General features: G+C 49.0%; 17 protein-coding genes and 1 pseudogene. 10 read left to right on the top strand and 8 right to left on the bottom strand.

Annotation, left to right across the window (positions count from 1 at the left end):
- The first annotated feature begins 62 nt into the window (after nucleotides 1–62).
- From MK323_01520 to MK323_01495, 6 genes are all read left to right on the top strand, one after another.
- A complete protein-coding gene (locus tag MK323_01520; protein MCH2480845.1) occupies nucleotides 63–602 on the top strand; it encodes a pyridoxal-phosphate dependent enzyme in 540 nt (179 codons plus the stop codon).
- A 27-nt stretch (nucleotides 603–629) separates the two neighbouring features.
- Nucleotides 630–2,054: an amidohydrolase gene (locus tag MK323_01515; protein MCH2480844.1), complete on the top strand. Its 1,425-nt coding sequence runs from the start codon at nucleotides 630–632 to the stop codon at nucleotides 2,052–2,054.
- Nucleotides 2,051–3,067: a GTP-binding protein gene (locus tag MK323_01510; GenBank protein MCH2480843.1), complete on the top strand. Its 1,017-nt coding sequence runs from the start codon at nucleotides 2,051–2,053 to the stop codon at nucleotides 3,065–3,067. The genes MK323_01515 and MK323_01510 overlap by 4 nt, the downstream gene beginning before the upstream one ends.
- Nucleotides 3,068–3,177: 110 nt before the next feature.
- A complete protein-coding gene (locus MK323_01505) occupies nucleotides 3,178–4,152 on the top strand; it encodes a TauD/TfdA family dioxygenase (GenBank protein ID MCH2480842.1) in 975 nt (324 codons plus the stop codon).
- 113 nt (nucleotides 4,153–4,265) lie between these two features.
- Complete coding sequence (locus tag MK323_01500; GenBank protein MCH2480841.1) at nucleotides 4,266–4,913, top strand: DUF427 domain-containing protein; 648 nt, start codon at nucleotides 4,266–4,268, stop codon at nucleotides 4,911–4,913.
- 66 nt (nucleotides 4,914–4,979) lie between these two features.
- The gene (locus MK323_01495) at nucleotides 4,980–5,198 is read left to right on the top strand and encodes a hypothetical protein (protein MCH2480840.1); all 219 of its coding nucleotides are present in this window, start codon (nucleotides 4,980–4,982) and stop codon (nucleotides 5,196–5,198) included.
- A gap of 232 nt (nucleotides 5,199–5,430) precedes the next feature.
- Here the strand turns inward: MK323_01495 and MK323_01490 are convergent, their stop codons facing one another.
- Both MK323_01490 and MK323_01485 read right to left on the bottom strand, forming a co-directional pair.
- Nucleotides 5,431–5,991 (bottom strand): ureidoglycolate lyase, encoded by a 561-nt coding sequence (locus tag MK323_01490; protein ID MCH2480839.1) that lies wholly within the window; start codon nucleotides 5,989–5,991, stop codon nucleotides 5,431–5,433.
- A 100-nt stretch (nucleotides 5,992–6,091) separates the two neighbouring features.
- Nucleotides 6,092–6,382, bottom strand: coding sequence for a DUF1330 domain-containing protein (locus tag MK323_01485; GenBank protein ID MCH2480838.1), 291 nt, complete (start codon nucleotides 6,380–6,382; stop codon nucleotides 6,092–6,094).
- A 239-nt stretch (nucleotides 6,383–6,621) separates the two neighbouring features.
- Between MK323_01485 and MK323_01480 the strand changes: the two genes are divergently transcribed.
- Both MK323_01480 and MK323_01475 read left to right on the top strand, forming a co-directional pair.
- A complete protein-coding gene (locus MK323_01480; GenBank protein ID MCH2480837.1) occupies nucleotides 6,622–7,029 on the top strand; it encodes a RidA family protein in 408 nt (135 codons plus the stop codon).
- Between the two features lie 188 nt (nucleotides 7,030–7,217).
- Nucleotides 7,218–7,594 (top strand): annotated as a pseudogene (locus MK323_01475) (cupin domain-containing protein).
- Nucleotides 7,595–7,827: 233 nt separating this feature from the next.
- Here MK323_01475 and MK323_01470 read toward each other — a convergent pair.
- On the bottom strand, nucleotides 7,828–8,589 hold the full coding sequence (locus MK323_01470; GenBank protein ID MCH2480836.1) for a class II aldolase/adducin family protein: 762 nt from the start codon (nucleotides 8,587–8,589) through the stop codon (nucleotides 7,828–7,830).
- A gap of 391 nt (nucleotides 8,590–8,980) precedes the next feature.
- On the opposite strand from MK323_01470, the gene MK323_01465 reads away from it, so the two are divergent.
- Nucleotides 8,981–10,234, top strand: a complete 1,254-nt coding sequence (locus MK323_01465) for a hydantoinase/carbamoylase family amidase (protein MCH2480835.1) — start codon at nucleotides 8,981–8,983, stop codon at nucleotides 10,232–10,234.
- Nucleotides 10,235–10,420: 186 nt separating this feature from the next.
- On the opposite strand, the gene MK323_01460 is transcribed toward MK323_01465, so the two are convergent.
- Nucleotides 10,421–11,629: an MFS transporter gene (locus tag MK323_01460; GenBank protein ID MCH2480834.1), complete on the bottom strand. Its 1,209-nt coding sequence runs from the start codon at nucleotides 11,627–11,629 to the stop codon at nucleotides 10,421–10,423.
- Between the two features lie 1,130 nt (nucleotides 11,630–12,759).
- Here MK323_01460 and MK323_01455 point away from each other — a divergent pair.
- Nucleotides 12,760–14,025, top strand: a complete 1,266-nt coding sequence (locus MK323_01455) for an aminotransferase class III-fold pyridoxal phosphate-dependent enzyme (protein ID MCH2480833.1) — start codon at nucleotides 12,760–12,762, stop codon at nucleotides 14,023–14,025.
- 342 nt (nucleotides 14,026–14,367) lie between these two features.
- On the opposite strand, the gene MK323_01450 is transcribed toward MK323_01455, so the two are convergent.
- The 4 genes from MK323_01450 to MK323_01435 form a co-directional block, all read right to left on the bottom strand.
- A complete protein-coding gene (locus MK323_01450) occupies nucleotides 14,368–15,435 on the bottom strand; it encodes a 2-dehydropantoate 2-reductase (GenBank protein ID MCH2480832.1) in 1,068 nt (355 codons plus the stop codon).
- 609 nt (nucleotides 15,436–16,044) lie between these two features.
- Nucleotides 16,045–16,926: an NAD(P)-dependent oxidoreductase gene (locus tag MK323_01445; protein ID MCH2480831.1), complete on the bottom strand. Its 882-nt coding sequence runs from the start codon at nucleotides 16,924–16,926 to the stop codon at nucleotides 16,045–16,047.
- 410 nt (nucleotides 16,927–17,336) lie between these two features.
- The gene (locus MK323_01440; protein ID MCH2480830.1) at nucleotides 17,337–18,242 is read right to left on the bottom strand and encodes a S1C family serine protease; all 906 of its coding nucleotides are present in this window, start codon (nucleotides 18,240–18,242) and stop codon (nucleotides 17,337–17,339) included.
- 54 nt (nucleotides 18,243–18,296) lie between these two features.
- The gene (locus MK323_01435; GenBank protein MCH2480829.1) at nucleotides 18,297–19,907 is read right to left on the bottom strand and encodes a GMC family oxidoreductase N-terminal domain-containing protein; all 1,611 of its coding nucleotides are present in this window, start codon (nucleotides 19,905–19,907) and stop codon (nucleotides 18,297–18,299) included.
- Nucleotides 19,908–19,971 lie beyond the last annotated feature (64 nt).

Below are 19,971 nucleotides of genomic sequence, written 5' to 3'. Positions count from 1 at the left end.
GAACGCCCAAGAGAGTCGGTGCCTGCCACTGCCGGTACTGCCAGCCTGAGTTGATAGAGAGGATGAAAGACAGAGCGTTGAGACTGTGTAATACCTCAAATGCATATTATCGTGACCAATTTGGCTCTCCTGACGTAACGGTTGGTTACGAGCCTATGGGCCAAGAAATAGCTAATACACTTGGTTGCGATATTGACTTGTTTTGTGCTTCTGTAGGAACAGGCGGTGCACTTATGGGCACTTGGCAAGGACTGGCTAAGTCAGGCTCAAAAGTAAGCGTGGTAGCATTTGAACCTGCCCAGTCGCCGTTCTTAACAACAGGCAAAGGAGGCGCACATAAAGTTGAAGGCGTAGGTGTCGGTTTTGAGCCGCCGTTTCTAGATCGTACGGTTTTAAGTGAAATTCGTACTGTCGACCAAGAGAAAGGATTTTCAATGTGTAGGAGGCTAGCAAAGGAGGAGGGAATATTTTGCGGCGCCTCAACGGGACTAAATGTAGCTGGCGCAATAGAACTAGCAAAAGAGATGAAGCCGGGCCAGAGAGTAGTTACGATAGCCTGTGATAGCGGCTTGAAGTATCTCGGAGGCCATATTTATGTCTGACAGAATATCAGAGATTTTACTGGCATGATGAAACAAGATCTTTCTGAAATCGTCCGTCAATCCTGGGAAGAGATCAGGATTGAAATGATCGAAATTTCTCGCAAGCTGTGGTCTCTAGCAGAGATAGGCATGTTGGAAAGACAATCTTCGAGTTTGTTGGCAGATTGGTGCGAAAGTAGCGGGTTTGTCGTGGAAAATGCAGTTGGAGGTTTGCCGACGGCCTTCACTGCTCGGTACGGAAAAGGCAAACCTACTATAGGTTTATTGGCTGAATATGATGCGTTGCCTGGGCTTGCGAATTCATCCCTACCTCTACGTGATTTTGTTGAAAGAGAAGCTGGTCATGGCTGTGGTCATAACTGGATAGGTGCAGGGACAACTGGAGCAGCCATTGCAGTAAAAAAGGTACTTTCAAAACTGAAAATTGATGGAGAGGTTGTTCTTTTTGGATGTCCGGCAGAAGAGTTGTTGTGGGGTAAGGTTGCCATGCTACGGGAAGGCGTTTTTGATGGCACAGACGTCCTTCTCGCAACACACGGTAGCTACAAAACAGCAGCGAAAGTTAGACCAAATCAATCATTAATTAGCGGGGAATTTGTGTACTCCGGCGAGGCAGGTCATTCGAGTCGAGGAGGTTCACAGAATGCACTGGACTCGGTTGAGCTAGCTGTACAGTCAATTGAAAGGCTTCGTGCACACCAGTTCCCAGACTGTTCTGTAGAACATACGGTTCGAACGGGCGGATTGATGCCAAATATCAGCCCCGACGAGGCTCGATTGTGGGTCTATGTTAGGCATGTCGACTATGCAAGGGCTAAGGAGGTGTATCACTACGTCGTTCGTATTTGCCAGGGTGCGGCTTCATTAAACAATACGCGATGTCGTGAACAGTTTCTCACAGCAACACGCAGTTATCTGCCGAACGAAACGATTGGAAAGCTGTTGTTCCGTCAGCTTGAGATCGTCGGTCCACCAAAATGGACTGATGAGCATATCACCTGGTTCCAGGAACTAGTAGCGGCTTGTGCCCCAGGTGAAGAGTTTGAACTGCACCGAGGAATCGATTACATCGACGATGGATATGACACTTCTAGTCAGGATGATGGGGAAGCGAGTTGGCATATTCCATTAGGTCGAATTAGTTGGGCGCTACCATCTGCAGTGCCGTTTCACCACTGGGCACGAACCGCCTGTGCCGGAAGCGATGCAGAGATTCCCTCGGCTCTTGTTGCATCGGAAGCTTTGGCTTTGGCTATGATGGAGTTGGTTACTCAGCCAGCTGTTGTGAAGACTGCTCGTGATGAGTTGAATCAACGTCGAAGTGGAAAGCCTAGTCCACCACTGGTTGGTGCATTCCACACTTTTACGTGTGATCCCAATTCATTTTGGAATAACACGTGGAACGAACCGTTAACGATTGAGGAAGCAGGCGACAATCGCTCCAACCAATGAAGGGTGGTTTTTCTTCCGTTGCTGATGTTTCCGCTTACCTGATTGATGAGAATCCCATACCAGTATCGATAATTACAGGGTTTCTTGGCAGTGGAAAAACTACCTTGCTTGCTCGAATTCTGAAGTCAAGTATTTTTTCAGATACAGCTGTTATTGTGAATGAATTGGGGGAGATGGGCTTAGATCACCTGCTTTTGGAGGTGGCTGATGAGCAATTAGCTCTGTTGCCTAATGGATGTCTCTGTTGCCAGTTGCGCAATGATCTTGTCGATACAATGCGCACCCTGCTGGATAGGGCTACTCGATCAGAGATTCCAGCTTTTGAACGATTGGTAATTGAGACAACGGGAATTGCCGATCCAGTCCCGATTATACAAACGCTGATGACTGACCCATTGCGGTTTAGTCGATTTCAGTTTGCAGGATTATCAACTGTCATTGACGGTGTACTTGGCGCCCAGACCCTGGAGAACTTTTCGGTTTCGGTCAAACAAACTGCACTGGCAGATTGCCTGATCGTCTCAAAAATGGATGTGGCAGAAAATTATAAGTCACTGCAGGAAAGGATTCGAAATATTAACTCAACGGCACCAATCATATTTTCGTCGAATGGAGAGATGAATCCTAGGCTGTTGCCGGGATTTGGAGATTCAAAAACGACACAATTCCCAGTAATTTCAGGGGAAGTTCACAAACCTGCACATGGTGATGGGATATTTGAAGTATCAAGGGCAATGGAAGGCCCGATGGACTTTCGGGTGTTCGAGAAATGGGTGAACCAACTTCATGAGCGCTATAGGGGCAATCTACTGCGCTTGAAAGGAATTATTCACTTTGAAGGTCAGGAGGCACCTTCTGTTATACAAGCAGTTCAACACATACTCTATCCTTTGGAGACCGTAAGTTTTCAGAGTGAGGGAGAGATCGGCCGACTCGTGTTGATAGGGCAGGAAATTTCTCGTCATGAACTTGTTTCCTCTCTAGAGGATTTAGCGCAGATAGCGTATCACTAGTAGTAAATGTTGAATTTGTTTTTTCGATTATCTGAATTATGCACGTCACTTCAAGCTATCAAATTAGGACCTTACCAGGGGCCACATTTGGTGTCGAACTCATTCCAAATGTGAGGGCCCAAGCACTAGTCACGCAGCTCGAACACGATCCGAAGCCTGTATTAGACGCTTTCTATGAGGCTCACGGCTTAATGGTGTTCAGGGACTTGAACGATATCAACGATGATCCCTCGTTATTGGTCCGACTGAGTCGATTGTTTGGCTCGGAGGTCGAGAACTATCACAAAACACTCACGCCGGAACGTTTAATTCATTCCCAGGTGCCGGAAGTTATTGTGATATCCAACTTACCACCGATGAGTTTTCCCGTGCCTGACCTACCCGACCCACCGACCATGCCAGACGGTAAGTTGCCAATGCAATTTCCTCACCGAAAAGGCTGGCATACCGATCAAAGTTTTCGCAGACCACCGCCAGATATCTCACTGTTCTACGCTATGCAACCGAGCCCGAAAGGCCAAGGGCAAACTCTGTATGCCGACGGTACCGCGGCCTATTCATCCTTAAGTCGAGAAATGCAGCAAACGGTCGCAGGGTTATCAGCCATTCACGCAATACCGTGGACTGGTCGCGGCGAAGACGCCGTGCGGGCGGGAGAAATTCCCACCCCATTGGAACCTCATCAAGCGTCCCAAGCCCAACCCATCGTGCGGATTCACCCGGTGACTGGACAGCCTGCGCTGTATCTTTGTGAAGAGGGTCAGTTGGATTGGATCCTGGGGCCCGTGGCCGACATGGACACCGGGCCTGACGGTGCCGGTGGTCGTCTGATTTATAAACTCATGACTCACTACACACAACCACAATTTACTTATGCCCATGATTGGGATGCTGGTGACTTGGTGATTCACGACAATCGAAACTTGCTCCATTCTGCAACCTGGTTCGATGCCGAGCAACATGGACGAATCATGTGGCGTACAACTGTTAGCGGTAATGCGGGTGAGGAATATGCAGGCGAACGGAAAAGTTGGCTACCGCCTGAGGGAGAAAGCTTGATGGGCGATTTAGACTACGCCAATTGAACGTCGACAACCAAATTTTAGGTTTAAGATAGTGGGATGAAGCTTGTTTCTGCTCCTTTTGGTGCGCTCTAAAAACAATTGGTTGGAGTTATAGACTTAAGGGAGAATTTGTTGTGGAACCGACAAATCAATTAGATATAAATGGTTGGCATCTCAATACTGCCTATGTAGTTAACTTTGATCTTATTCCTGCTGAGGTTCGCGTAGAATTTGGTGGTGAAACTATCGCATCGTCCTCTAAAACTAGAGTAATGTATGAACTTGGGCATGCCCCAATATATTACTTTCCTCGTTCGGATGTTGAGCTTTCGCTGCTTGAACTGTCTGACCACAGCACTTACTGTCCATACAAAGGCCACGCTTCCTATTGGTCTGTACGCACCGAAGTTAGAAGTAAAGAAAATGTAATTTGGTGTTACGAGAATCCACATCAGGAAGTTGCTAGAATTGGTGGCCACATGGGCCTCTACTGGGGTCTAATGGATGCCTGGTTTGAGGATGGCATTGTGGTGGACGGACCTAGAGACATACCAGGCCGTATAGATACTACCAACCAGTTGAAAGCACTTTTCCCCGAGTTAGCTGCGCAATGGCACCCAACGCGAAACTCTGGTAGTCAGCCTTATGAATTCTCAGCCGAAAGTAATGAACTCGTTTGGTGGCAAGACGATATTGGCTCTGAGTGGTGCGCTCGTATAAGAGACAGAGTTCTGGAGGTGACAAAACTTCGGGCTGATGGTGATGCCACGCCTTACGGTTAATTAGTTTGTTTCCATTTCCAGGGTGGATAGAGTTCGCGACCTCTTTTCTCTGCTAGTCGACCCTTAATGGATAGAGTATCACTGTTTAAGATGAGCAAACAGCGTTGTCATTCCAGTATTCAGAACACTGAACGGTATGCTTATTTAGGACTAGGTCACCTGTATGATGCGGTGGTTAGCATCAAATTTTCAGGACATTTTCAGCACACGACAAATTCGGAGCAGAAAGTGGCCAGTGAAAATGGCCTAAAAGCAGTGGAAAATGGTGGGCGCGGCTGGATTTGAACCTCCGACCCCTGCCGTGTGAAGGCAGAGCGCTGCTCACCAATAGTCCTGAAATCGTTTAAGAAACAAGCTCCGACTCCACGTAAACGGACCTGAATGAACTGGAGAGAACAGGAACGGACCTTGTTTCAGCGAAGTCGAAGTAGGAGGTACTCTCCCCAACCCCCACGGTGATAGCGTTAATCTGGCATCCTACATCTAGCCGAATTCATATTGTTCCGGCGATAAGTTGTCATGCTTCAATCTCAAATTCGATGCTATCCATATTTGTGTAACTCAGAATCGCAGGACTCTGATCCACGTCAAGGTCTTTCGACAAGTAACCAGAGCCGGTCTGATAGTTAACCACCTGGGTAGGGTTGGGGTTCGAATTCAGAATTAGAAATGTCGCCCCATTCTGATCCAGAATATGACGGTTCAGCGAATGCCAGGTCCCGCGCTTGAAAGAGTATCCTATGCTGGGATCTATCAGGAAAGCACGTACATCTCCAGGTAGTGGAATATCATGAAGGTTGTCTGGGTCAGTCGGGGCTGCGGCACATACTACAGCTGAACCTCCGGACAATTGAACAAAACTCTGTGTAACCCCAAAATGTCGTTCGAGCTGGTCGAATTTTAGCCCGCCTTGAGGTTGCCAAATCACGTGAACGGTCGATTGGCCATCGTGGCTATATGAAGTCGGGAACAAAATGCGTCGGTCAGAAGGTTTTTCAGATGCAGACCAGACTTCACCAAAGGGTTTAAAGCTGTTCTCGGTCATAGGTTCGACTGTGAGCGTATGAATTTTGGCCATAGTGATCTCTATAGGGGAAATCTGTCCTTGCAATCGTTATGGTCATTGGAGGCCATAATTATTCCAACCAGTGTATTGGGTGTGAATTCTTGTATTCTGTTTAAACCCCTTCGAGAATAATCTGTGTCTTAATCGTGGTAAGTGACTCCCTGAGTTTTTTCCATGGACTGTAGTCAGGGTCAGATGCCAACGCATCAAGTGCTTCTCGTGACGGAAACTTCAACATGACGATTCGATCTGGGTGCCAGTCACCTACTAGGACATCGACCTTTCCACCTCGACAACAGTATTCTCCACCATGGCGTGCCACATACTGTGGTGCCTGTTCTTTGTATTTTTCGTACGCTTCTACATCGTGTACTACAGCCTCAGTCATCAGGTATACCGACATTTTATTTTTCTCCTATAAATTTAGTCCGAACGTGACCACATGATTACGGTAGCCAAATAGTCAACATGTTTTTGGATCATACTCCAGATATCTTGAGTCATAGTGATTGGTGACTCTAATGGAGTCGAATTGTGAATCTTTCTGAGTCTAGATTCGTACACTAACCCAAGGGGTGCCCACCCCCTTTTTGTATATCGACAGAACTTGTATATCTGGTTCACTCATATGGGACTGACAGGATGAAAACAATGCCTAAAATAACGCTGTGCCCACCTCACCTTGACTTTCAACCAAGGCCCACCTATCCCTATGCACCCGGCACAGCAGGGGGTGGGTTCGTATTCACCGCCGGACAAGTGGCGTGGGACGAAACAGGTGAGGTCACTGGTATCGGCGATGTTGTCGCACAAACCGAGCAGACCCTGCACAATGTGTTATCTGTTCTTGCCGAAGGGGGTGCCTCACCTGAGGATGTCCTTAAATGTACGGTTTACCTGAAAAATATCGAAGACTTTCAGAAGATGAACGATGTCTTTTCACGGATATTTGGGGATATGCCACCGGCCCGCACCACAGTGCAGGCACATCTTGCGGAACCGACCATGCTGGTTGAGATTGAAGCCATTGCATTTGTCGGTGAAAGTTGACGGGCAAATGATGGGTGCACAATATTCCTCGTGGTAAATCAGCCCGACTGAAACTCATCTACACATTCCTTTGCCTGTTTCTGCAGAGAGATTTACCGGTTTAGAAGGATGTTCAGGATAAAGTAGACATAAACGATGAATCAAAGTTTCAATCTGAGGTGATAGCAGTGGCAACTGAAAAATCTAAAATTCAACCAACCATCGCCGCTTCTACCTACGTCGATCCATCTCAAATCGAATGGCAACCGAGTCAATTCAGATTAAGGTTCTTTACGTAGATAAAGACAAGGGTGAAATGACTTGTCTTCTGAAATGGGAACCGGGTGCGACACTTCCAATGCACAAACATCCAGAAATTGAACAATCCTTCGTTCTTGAAGGATCTTTCTACGACCACGACGGAATATGTCGGGCTGGAAAGTTCGTTTGGCGCCAACCGGGGTCTTTTCACGAGACCCACTCGGATGAAGGTGCCGTGCTGTTGGCAATTTATCGTAAGCTAAACGTATTCCAGAACACGGTTGGATTCTACAAGGACGATAATTCAAAGGGTTTTGAGAAGTAAGGTTAGGCAGTTGAGTAATCCTCTCAAAACAGCCCCTAAGGTGACCACAGTAGCAAACAGCATTAGTGCGGACCGCAGGATATACGGCGGGTGTGCGCTTTGTCGGTTCCGCTGTGGGTGTATTTCGATTATCCGCGATGGCCGATTGACTGCGGTTGAGTTGGATCGTAACCACCCCACCGGCCGCTAGGCCGAAGGGTGGTCCACGCCTGACGATCAATAGTTGTTAGCCACTACTGCTTGTACTGAATGCCGTTTCTCTCAAGCAAACGGATCATGGCGCTCCATTCCAGTTTGCCAAAATCGTCGTTGGCGCGATAAGTTCCATAACGCTGCGTTACATCTTCCAGCACTTCCGGAGCTATCGGTGTTAGTTCGGTATTGAGAGACGTAGCCGCAACCTGCTCAGAGCAGGCGTGTTCAAGAAAATACATGCGTAGAAAGGCGGCCGGGATGCTCGCACCTAGCGTCAACAGGCCGTGGTTCCTCAGTATGACACAGTTAATATCTTTGCAACTGCGTCCGAGAGCGTCACACTCTGCCTGAGTCGCTGGGGTGCCGTAATCGTGATAGCCGACCTCGTCTATTACTACTGCCGCGTCCTGACTAATGGGCAGCAAGCCTTGCTTAGTGATGGAAATGGCGACGCCTGCGTTGGTGTGCGTATGGGCCACGCACGTAACATCTGGTCGCGCTTGGTAGACACCACTGTGGATAGTAAATCCGGCTTCATTGTAACTGTCCTGATCACCAATGACGCTACCTTCAAAATCCATTTTGACTAACGAAGATGCTGTCACCTCGTCGAACATCTCGCCATAATTATTGATTAAAAACGTGTTGTCCTCTCCCGGGATTCGAGCCGTCATGTGGGTATAAATCAGGTCGGTCATACGCAGGTGATGAAATATGCGATAGAGCGCCGCAAGGTCACATCGTGTTTCCCATTCGGCATCTGACATCATTGGCTGGGTTGGTAGACTGGTAATCGCCATGCAGAAGTCCTCGTAGCGGAGGTATGTAAGAGAATAGAAATTATAAACGCTGCATCAAAGTGAGATTCGGACAAAGTTCGGAACTTGATGCAGTGGCTAGCATAAAATGTTCAGCACAGGACAAATTCGGAGTAGGAATGGACCAGCGAAATTTGCCTAAAAGCAGTGGAAAATGGTGGGCGCGGCTGGAGTTGAACCAGCGACCCCTGCCTCCCGAAGGCAACAACCCTACTATGTCACTAATAAACTCAATCACTTACAAGCCTTAAAATTAGCAAATGCGACTCTAACTGACATGTTTTGACAGCTTTGCGCTACATTTTCGCTACAGTCTAAAACAGATTTTGTTCGATGGGTAATATAGTCAGTAATTCACCGAAGGGGTATCAATGTGGGATGTAATCTGGATGATTTACTGCGAGTTGATCTCGACCGTTTATGGCAACGGCATATAGATATGGCAAAGCTCGGGGCAACCGAAAGAGGAGGTGTGAATAGAGCGGCACTGACAATCCCAGATGTTGAGGTCCATTGGCAACTGGCATCATGGGCCCGCAAGCGTAACTTTTTAGTAGAAATCGACGACTACGGTAATCAGTTTATGCGGCGGGCCGGGTCAGATCCCCATTGCCCGGCCTTAGTAAGTGGTTCGCACAGTGATACCCAGCCAACAGGAGGGCGATTCGATGGTATTTCTGGTGTTTTAGCAGCAGTCGAAGCGATGGAAGTTATCGATGATGCTGAAATCTGTACTCGCCATCCCATTGAGGTTGTTATATGGAACAATGAGGAAGGGACTCGATTTCGACCGTCTGAAATGGGATCTGCTGTTTATGTGGGTGATACGCCAATCGAACGTATGCTTGCGGCCACAGATAGAGAAGGAGTGTCGATAGAAACAGCAGTCGATGCGCTTAGAACAAGAGTTAATTGGGCGACAGTGCGTCAGCTTGGAACACCTATCGCGGCATATTTAGAATTACACATCGAGCAGGGGCCCATTCTTGAAAATGAAAATATCGATATTGGAATAGTTACCGGAATTCAGGGAACAAGAAAGTTTGAGATACAGGTTATCGGAGAGGAGGCCCATGCTGGTACGACCCCAGAGAGGAATCGTCAGGATGCTTTTATGGATGCGGTCAATATTGTCAACGCATTGCGAGAGGTTTTCTATGACCCAGAGGATAAAGTGCGATTTACAATCGGCCGTTTTGAGGTATCCCCAGGTTCGCTAGCAGTTGTACCCGGACGAGTGCTATTTACGATCGATTTCCGTCATCCCGACACCGCGGTTTTGCAAACATTAGGAGACCAAGTTGCAGAAGTGTGTAAAAAGACGGCGATAAGGTGCAGCACTGAGGTAGTGGAGACTCGGAGCGCACTACCAACATCGTTTGAGGGTATGGTGCAAGAAGTTGTTGAAGAATGTGCAAAGCAGAGAGCTTACTCCTTCAAATACCTTCCGTCCGGCGCAGGCCATGACGCTCGTTATATGAATTCTTTCTGCCCCAGTGGCATGGTCTTCGTACCATGTCATAAAGGTATTAGTCACAACGAGAAAGAGTATGCCAGCCCCGAGTCTCTGGCGAAGGGTGCGCAAATAATTGCAGATTCGTTATTGATGTTGGACGAAATTATTTAATTGTATTTCTTACTTAGGTCCAACCTCTTTCTGGTCAGATCTTGCTATCGTTTCTTCTGATGTTTACGAAATATTAAATAACCCGATTACTTTTGTTCTGATAGGAGTGTGTCGCTAGTTATGGTTTCTGCTAAAACAAAACAAACGAACCATAGAGGCCGTCACTCGATTGTGAAATTACTGATCTTATCCAGGGCGACCGTGCCTTGCGATGAGCAACAGCAAACAACCGGCTGCGAGCGTCGTAGTGGCGATTAGATAAAAGGCGTTACCGTAGCCGCCACCGAACTCAACCATAGCACCGAATATTGGTGGGCCACTGACGATCCCGAAGAACAGGAAGAACTGGGCACCACCTACGGTCTCACCCACTTTATCCTCGGGTGCGAGCCGGGCAAATTCGGACATCAGCAGGCCGAGCACCCCGTTAGTGCTCGCACCCAGCATGACGGCGATCAGTGCAGTGAGCCAGAATGGCCAGGTGGGTATAAACAGACTCATTGCAACGATGCTGCCCGACATCATGACCCCGAGCAGGCCCAGTAATACCCAGCTGCTGAGAAAACGGCCCGCGACGGCTCCCCATACGATACGCGCCGGAATGGCTGAACCATGAATGATCGCGAAGATGCCGCCAGCGAATTCAGCTGAAAGGCCATTTGCCTCTTGCAGGTAGATCACCATGAATGACAGGATTGACATCTGCGCGAAGGTATAGAGATAACCCGCTGTAACGAGCGTCACAAGCGGCTTACTCGTCAGAATTAGACGCAGTGAGGTCAAGATACCGGTGAAACTGATACGAAAGGCTGGATCTCGATCGTCGTCCAGATCGCTGCGAAAAAGCTGAAGCCCAAAGAGCGTGACTAGCGGTATCGCGCTGATCGCGACAACAGCTACCCGCCAGTCATAAAGCACCATCAACGGCGGCAACAAGAGCCCAGCCAGCATGCCACCGAGCGGCGTTCCACTCTGCTTGACCGAGAAAACAAAGGGCTGCCATTGTGGCGGAGCGTGCTTTGCCAAAATCCTCGAACCTGCCGGGTTGAGCGGCCCCGTTCCCATGCCGAGCAGCACGGCCGCCCCGATCGCTACCGGCCAAAAAGGAAGAGCACTGGCCAGCCCAAGACCGAGCACACCCACCAACAAGGCAACCTGGCAGGTCCGAATGACACCGTAACGGGCAAGAAAACTACCAGCAATCAGACCCGACAACATACCAGTGACGTATATGACAGCCGTGTAGATACCGATACTGGTGGACTTAACACCAAGATCAACGGCAGCCTGTACCGCCACGACAGCACCGGCAAAACAGCACATCGTGCCAAAGGACTGAATCGCCAGCATCGCAGGCAGGGCAATGCTGATTTTTCTTTCAAACAGTGTGCGCATAACCCTTAAGAGGCTTGACCCTGGCCGATGAAATGGATTACAGGATACTGGTTAGAAATTTGAGGATACCTACTAAAAAATCTTTAACCAACCAGAACTCTCCACCAAATTCTGTGCTCCGAAAAGCACACTCCGGATCAGCATTTTTGTGACCGTTGACTCAACTGATTTCACGCGGCAAGAAAGAGGGCGAGCAAGAAAGCAGTAATTCTGCCCTCCTAATCATGATTTTGAAAACTCAACGATGCTAACTACTTGATTTAATGGTCGGGGTGAGAGGATTTGAACCTCCGGCCCCTGCCTCCCGAAGGCAGTTACCGACCAGAATCAGTCTAGGAAATTCAACAAAACTACACTTCGTCCCCACGCAAACTTGACTGAAATGGACTAGAGAGGACACAAGAGGACAACTGAATCGTCCACTTTATCGACCACCTATAACCCGCATTCCACCATGATCGGAGGGATCGAAAAGGAACCCCTAATTCCTAGAGATCAATCCCAGATTTCAGTGGAACGATCCACTGGTCCCAGTCCTGCGATCGGGACCCACACGCTCACAGACGGAGAAGCTATTTCATTATTGATTCCTGCACCGCATCATCTCCCAAGTTCGACACATATGTTTCAAACTTTTGTCACTTTAGTTACGGATATTCAGCGGTTAGACATGAGAGGCTCTAGGTCATGAGATTTCTAACTGATAAATTTCCTTCCAACTGCTCATATACGAGAGATTCGTTTCCGCATCGTATCCTAAAGACAGCGCTCCTCGGGTTGCGACCCAATTCCAATTGGATCATTAGACAGTAGAACAGAAGCATTTGATTATGAAACTTGGGCTGCCGATAGTGGAATTTTTGCACCTTTCTCTCAGGTCTGTAACGTTACGGGTCAACCTGCTGCTTCGTTACCTGTAAATGTTTTTGACGGTGAACTACCAGCAGCAGTTCAATTGGCTGGACATCTATGCCATGATCACTTAGTTTTACAATCGTCTTCGTTGATAGAAAAAGCACTAGGTTGGAAGGATTATCGACCACCAATTTGGGCAGGCTTCTCCCGGAGCCAAGAACATTAGAATTCTTCAGTCGCAATTACAACGATATTGCATTGAATAGAAGGGATTTATGAAGCAACAAGATATTCTTTTTCGTGCCCGCCAAGTCATGCCGGGTGGTGGATTGGGTGATTTTCATCCCGATGTTGTCATCCGAGAAGGTCGGGGGTCAAGAGTTTGGGATGAAGATGGTAACGAGTACATAGATTATTTGATTGGCTCTGGACCAATGATTCTTGGGCATGGACATCCAGAAGTCTTGGAAGCAGTTGCTGAGCAGCTTTCAAAGGGTATGACTTTCTTTGCTCAGAATGCGGCTAGCATCGAACTTGCAGAAGAAATTTGTAAAGCTGTTCCCTGCGCGGAACAAGTAAGATATGTTTCAACTGGCACCGAAGCTGACATGTACGCGATGCGCTTGGCCCGTGCTTTTACTCACCGAGACAAAATTGTGAAATTTGAAGGTGGGTTCCATGGTATGTCCGCAGAGGCCCAGATGAGTCTCGCGCCAAGAAGTCTGGCCGACTTTCCTGTAGCAGTAGCTGACTCAGCGGGTATTCCCGAATCTGTGCGACGTGAGGTGCTTATAGCGCCATTTAATGATGCTGAATTCACACGTTCGTTAATATCGAAATATGCTGACCAAATTGCCGGCATTATTGTCGAACCTTTCCAACGTATTATTCCACCGGCCCCTGGTTTTCTTGAGACTCTCCGCGAGGAGTGTTCACGGTATGGCATTGTTCTAATTTTCGACGAAATTGTGACCGGTTTTCGATTTTCTTACGGCGGTGCTCAATCGGTTTATGATGTAGTACCAGATTTATGTACTCTAGGGAAAATTATAGGGGGTGGTTTACCACTTGCGGCTATTGCTGGTCGGTCCGACATCATGGCACATTTCGATAAAAATAAAGTTGGTGCGGGTCAATCTGTTATGCAAGTTGGAACGCTAAGTGGTAATCCACTGGCTGTTGCTGCGGGGCTAAAAACTCTTGAAATTCTACAGCGCCCAGGCCAATACGAGAAACTAGAGAGAACAGGCCAAACTTTAATGCAAGGCTTTGTTCGTTGTTTAAAAGCGGCGGGCCATTCGGCCCAAAGCATAGGTCATCCTACATTATTCGACGTAGTGTTTTCCTCTGGATCTGTGGAGAATTATCGGGAGGTGTTGTTGGGAAACAAGGACAAAGCAGCTCATTTTAATTCCACTCTGAGGAAAAACAGAATCCTCAAAATTCCTGGGAAGTTCTACATATCTCTCGCGCTGACGGATGACGATATAGCTAAAACTTTGGGCATAGTAGAAGATGCAGCGAGTGCTTTGCCCAACTGATATAGATGACGATCCCACGCGAAAGTGACTGGAAGTAACTCATATGGACTCGAGTGGACAATTTTCGGTCACATTATGGTCACAGTGATCTGATCGAAAAGGAATCCTTAGTCCGACTTAGATCAATAGAAAACTAGTTCGACAACAATCGGTCACGAATCTTCAGTTTGTCGAGTAAGTAGGGCGCAAGAAGCAGAACCAGTGCCAGTATCAGCAGAGCCAGCGTCATTGGCCTTTCCCAAAGAAACTCTATCCCCCCGGATCTTCTAATGGCCCGACCCAGGTTTGTCTTCCATTTGTTCAATATTGATCAATCCAGATTCATCTATACACAAGATCGAATTAGTCATCGTGTCGATTGATTTCCAAACGGTGATTGACGAACTCCACAATCTCGTCGATAGCAAAATCGTGTCGGTTTTGTTTTGCTGCAATGGTCTGAACCAGGAGATCGACCCGTTCGATATTGGGTGCGCCGCTAAATAGTGCTCTGGCAGCAGATGAGGGGTTTTTGAGTGACTTTGCCGCGTGGGCGTACTTTTCAAAAGGCACGAGATCCTCTTCCTTGGCGCCGAGAGTCATACAAAGATCCATAACTAACTGATAAATCCGCCTGGACTCTTCAAGGTCATTATGAACGGCCTCCTTAATTGACCGCATGTTCTCCTTTTGGATGCAGCGATAGTTTCCTGCCAACAGCATGCACCACTTGGCCAGCGGCACAAAGACCGAATCGTGAACTTTTAATTTGACAGGTACTTCTATTGGGCCATGCTCGGTGTCGTAGCGGGCTGTGCTGATATCAGCTTCAAGTTGTCGCAAAATGGCAGTGTGATGTTCAGAATCAAACCTCGCCGCTTTGAAATTAGTCGGCAAACCGACTTGAAGTACGTTCAGTGCTACATCAGGCGGTCGATAGGCTTGGGGATCGGGACTGCACAGCGTGATAAGAGCAGGATCGAAGGCGTCCCATATCGAAGCGTCAGTGTAACAATGGCGGCAGGCTTCTAGCGGAAATCCTGGAATTCGAGCCAGATAAGGCAACGGCGGCATATTCATGATGGACAAGCACGGTGTTTCGCTATGGGCGACTTTCTCGAGTAACGCTCGGATGCTCGCCTGTGCGTACTGTGGCTCTTGCATGGCGAGCACAATAAGGTCGTAGTCAACAGCCGCAACCGCCTCCGGAGCGAGAGCCCTAAGCTCCCCAGATAGCACTCGTGAGTCGATTTCAAGTAGCTGGTCTTGGCCTTTGACGGGAATACGTACCCGCGTGCCTTCACGGTTGATCAGTTCAACTTCATCTGGCAGGCCTACCAAGGTGACATCGTGACCGCCCAACAACAACTTGGTTGAAAGGAGCGATCCGTAAGTGGCACCTAGAATCGCGATTTGGTAGTGTTTACTCACAAGTTACATTGTTTCCAGGAATATTTCACTCAAGCAGTGGACTGAAATTGTTAAAAAAATAGGGCTACCGGAGGGCGGTAGCCCCAAAACTAACCCACTCCATCGGAGGGAGGATTGAGCAACATGAGCCATCGCTCACCTAAGGAATCACCTTGAAATCGATGGAATGATACCTACAATCCGACCATAAATTGTCGGGCGCGACCAACATGAAGAGATTGTTGCACTCACATAGTATAGAGAGTCGTTGTTATAGAGGAAGCATCCTAGAACTGCTTGGTTTGACCATTGATGCACCCTTTGATGAGACCCTGACCCGACCCACCCGGCAGTTTCCAATCCAAACTGTGAGGGAGAATAAGAACCTTTTGTAGGGAAACACTAGCCGCAGAGAAGGAGTCTCCGCACCGCCGCGCAAGTGGTGCCTTTATCACCCTGAATGCCTAATTCAGCAGGAGGATTGCGTTTCATTAGATCAGTCACTTACGCACACCGATCCCGCGCGAATGTGACTGGAATGGACTCGAGTGGACTGGTGTCGGTCACGTTTTGGTCACACTCAACCTATATGCAGTCCATCGACCAACGCGCATCTATCGCCTCTAAGGTCTACAACGTCTGATCGTCGTAGATCTTGAGGATGGCGGTGGCGTCGAGTTCACTGTGGCCCTTGGCTATCAGAACACGGTACAGCGCAGCCGATTGGCTGGACATCGGTACCGGGGTGTTGGTTTGTTGGGCCAAGTCGACGACCATGTCGAGATCCTTCAGGACCTGGCGTGCGTAACCCGCCGGGTCGAAGTCACGCTCAATCATGCGTGGGAAAAATCGCTGGAACATCGGGCTGTCAGCATAGCCGCCCTTGAGTGCCTCCGGCACCTTGGCCGGATCGATCCCGGCATTTTTCGCCAAGGTCACAGCCTCCGCCAGGAGTGTGAAATTGTTCAGCACCAGAACCTGATTGACCATCTTGGTCACCTGTCCTGTGCCGAGTGGCCCCATGTGGGTGTTGTGGCCCAGCGTATCGAGCACGGGTTGGACCTGAATTACGTCATCATCGTTGCCTCCGACCATGATTGCCAACTCGCCCGTTTCGGCAGCAGGCGGTCCGCCCGAGACCGGTGCATCGACCCAGCGCATACCCGTTTTTTCCCTTAAACGAGCGGCCAGTTCGCGTGTTTTATCAGCGATGGTGGTCGAGTGATCGAGAAAGATTTTATCCGCACCGCCACCTTCAATGATACCGGCCGGTCCGAACATGGCCTCGGTCAGGGCCGGCGTGTTGATGACGCAGGCTTGGACGATATCGCTGGCCCGCGCCACTTCGGCAGGGGATGCGGCGGCGATTACGCCATTCGCCACAGCCCCGATCATCTTGTCGGGGTCTGGATCGAAGCCGGTGACCTGATAGCCGTTCTTGATCAGGCGTTTGGTCATTTGTGAGCCCATCAGGCCAAGACCAAGAAATCCGAGTTTGGGTTTACTTCCCATCCTACCTGCCTCTGTTATGGTGTTGATCATGCCCTACGGGCGTGACCGGAATATTAACTCTTAACGGCTACACTGACTGCCTCAGACGTTCGGAGTAGGAGGGTGCTTACGAAGAAACCAGAGATTATTTAGGCCGAAGCCCTTTTGGTCACGTTGACCACTGAGTCACAGTTGAAGCAGACGTTAGAATCCGCACAAAGTCCTGTAAACACAGGAAAATATGGTGGGCGGGGCTGGATTTGAACTAGCGACCCATGCCGTGTGAAGGCAGAGCGCTCCCTATGGATATGCGCTAACTGGTGAACAATCAACGATCTGCGTAACGTCAATTGCTATCTGAGGTGCTCCCTCTGTCGTAATAGTTATACACAGTGTGACAAGGCTAGGCACCTCTATATGTTTCGAAGATATTAATTTTGGTACTTAAGCTGAATATTGAGAAATCGAAGTGCATCTCTGATTGGGATGAAAAAATTCAACCCGGTCGATGCTCCATCAAAAACTATCCCAGATTGGGCTATTCCAACCAAATTTCCGTTCTGATTTAGTAGTGGTCCACCACTACTACCCAGTTGAATATTGACATCGCTCTGAATGTGCTTAAGACCATCGCGATCTCTATACGCGCTAACAATACCTTTTGACACCGTTGTACTCAGACTCCCCTCCAACGGAGCTCCAATGGCATACACGTCATGACCAATAGCCGGCTCACTAAACTCAATAGCAATTGCGGGTAAGTTTTTCTCTTCCACTTTGACGAGCGCAACATCTCGTCGCTTATTAATACGAATTACTTCTCCCAATATCTCTCGGCCAGTTGCAATTCCTACCTTTACGAACTTTGCACCGCGAACTACATGTACATTTGTTAAAACATATCCATCGGAACCAACAATAGCTCCACTGCCATGACCTTCGCCAGCATTAATAACCACAGTCGCAGCCCGTATATCATTCAATTTGTTTTGAATCGACTTCTTAGACACTACTGGAGACCTTATAACTATTGATGAGTCGGCAATCTGAGCATCCTTCTTCTCGACGTGACCCATGACAAGGTTATGAAAACCTTGGTCAGCCAACAAGTTATGTGTTGCCTGAGCGAATGCGCCTAGCAAGATGTCATATGCCTCTGCATCGTCGCTTGCGCTTATCTGGCTAGCACCAAATGTAGTTACTCGGTGTACAACTTCTCTATTCAAGCGAGAGTAGATCTGCCACTCGACTTTAATCGATCCCTTACCTTTAACAGTGCTGTAATCGCCCCAACCTATAAGTGGATAACATACATCTGCCTTTATCTCAGTAATCACACCTGCAACGAGATACTCGGCCTTCCATGATTGATCTTAAGTCGCGGAACTGACCTAACGCCCAGCATCTTCTCGAATGAATTCGGCACCTTTCTCGGCGATCATCACGGTGGGCGCGTTGGTGTTACCTGAAGTAATGTGCGGCATGACCGATGCGTCGACTACGCGCAGGTTTCGAACACCGTGAACGGCAAGTCGATCGTCCACAACCGCCATCTCGTCGTGTCCCATCTTGCATGAACCCACCGGATGAAAGATCGTCGTCGCGAGGTCACCTGCCGCATGGAGGAGCTCATCATCGGATTCGAGGCTGGGACCCGGTTTCCATTCCTGTGGGTTGAACCCGGCCAAGGGCGCGGCGTGCATTATGCGGCGGGTGTAACGCATACCGGCAATCGTGACTTCGCGATCTTCATCGGTAGATAGATAGTTCAACTGAATCGCGGGATAGTCGTGAGGGTCTGTCGTCTTGATCCGGACGTATCCCCGGCTAGTGGGCCGCAGGTTACATACCGACGGTGTAATCGCATTGAACTCATGTAGTGGATCACCGAACTTGTCTAGCGAGAGGGGCTGCACATGCCACTCGATGTTGGCTGAGCGCTGGTCAGGATCGCTCTTTGCAAAAGCGCCAAGTTGTGAGGGGGGCATGGTTAGAGGTCCCGTTTTTAGAAATAGGTATTCGAGGCCCATGGCAATCTTTCCTAGCAGCGAGTTCGCCCGCTGATTTAGCGTGACCGTGTTTTCGACCTTGTAGACCATTCGCACCTGCAGGTGGTCGTGTAAGCCCTCGCCGACACCAGAAATGTCCTGTACGACCGGGATTCCGATATCCTGTAACAGTGGGCCGGGACCGATGCCGGAAAGCTGTAGGATCTGCGGTGATCCGATTGCGCCTGCAGCTAGAATGACCTCGTGGCGGGCGTAAATTTGTTGGACACCGTTGCCTGTAACCTCTACTTCGACACCCGTCGCACGGTTACCTTCATTACTGACATCGATCAATAGCCGCCGCACGTGGGCATTGGTGATCACCGTAAGGTTCGATCTAGACTGTACGGGTCGTAGGAATGCCTTGGTGGCGCTCCAGCGAATTCCCCGCCGCTGGTTCATCTGGAAGTAAGCATTACCGAAATTGTTTCCTCGGTTGAACTCGTCGATCTTGGGTATCCCGCAGGCCTCGGCCGCGTCGCGCCAGGCGTCAAGAATTTCCCAGTCGACACGCCGCTCTTCGACGCGCAGCTCTCCACCGTCGCCATGAAACGCATCCGCACCATGCTGATAGTTTTCCGAGCGCTTGAAAACCGGTAGCACGTCATCCCACGACCAACCCCGGTTGCCTAACTGCGCCCAGTGATCGTAATCGCTGCTCTGGCCACGCATATAGATCATGGCGTTGATCGAGGAGCAGCCACCCAGAACCTTGCCGCGTGCGTAACCGATAGCACGGCCATTCAGTCCCGGAGCAGGTTCGGTCTGATAGCACCAATCGGTACGTGGGTTACCGATGGTGTAGAGATAACCGACCGGAATATCGATCCAGAAATAATCGTCCTTACCGCCCGCCTCCAGCAGCACTACTGACACATCCGAATCCGCCGATAGGCGATTGGCCAGCACGCAGCCGGCTGTGCCACCGCCAATAATGATGTAATTGAAGTCCACAGGTTTCCGTACCAGTTTTATGAACGGTTCAATTGGACAATGAGTTTTCTAAAAGACTCCCTAA

It is taken from the genome of Gammaproteobacteria bacterium (assembly GCA_022450155.1).
In the GTDB taxonomy this organism is placed as follows: domain Bacteria; phylum Pseudomonadota; class Gammaproteobacteria; order Arenicellales; family UBA868; genus REDSEA-S09-B13.
Note: the sequence above shows the minus strand (reverse complement) of the source record. Positions and strands in the feature narration are given on the sequence as shown.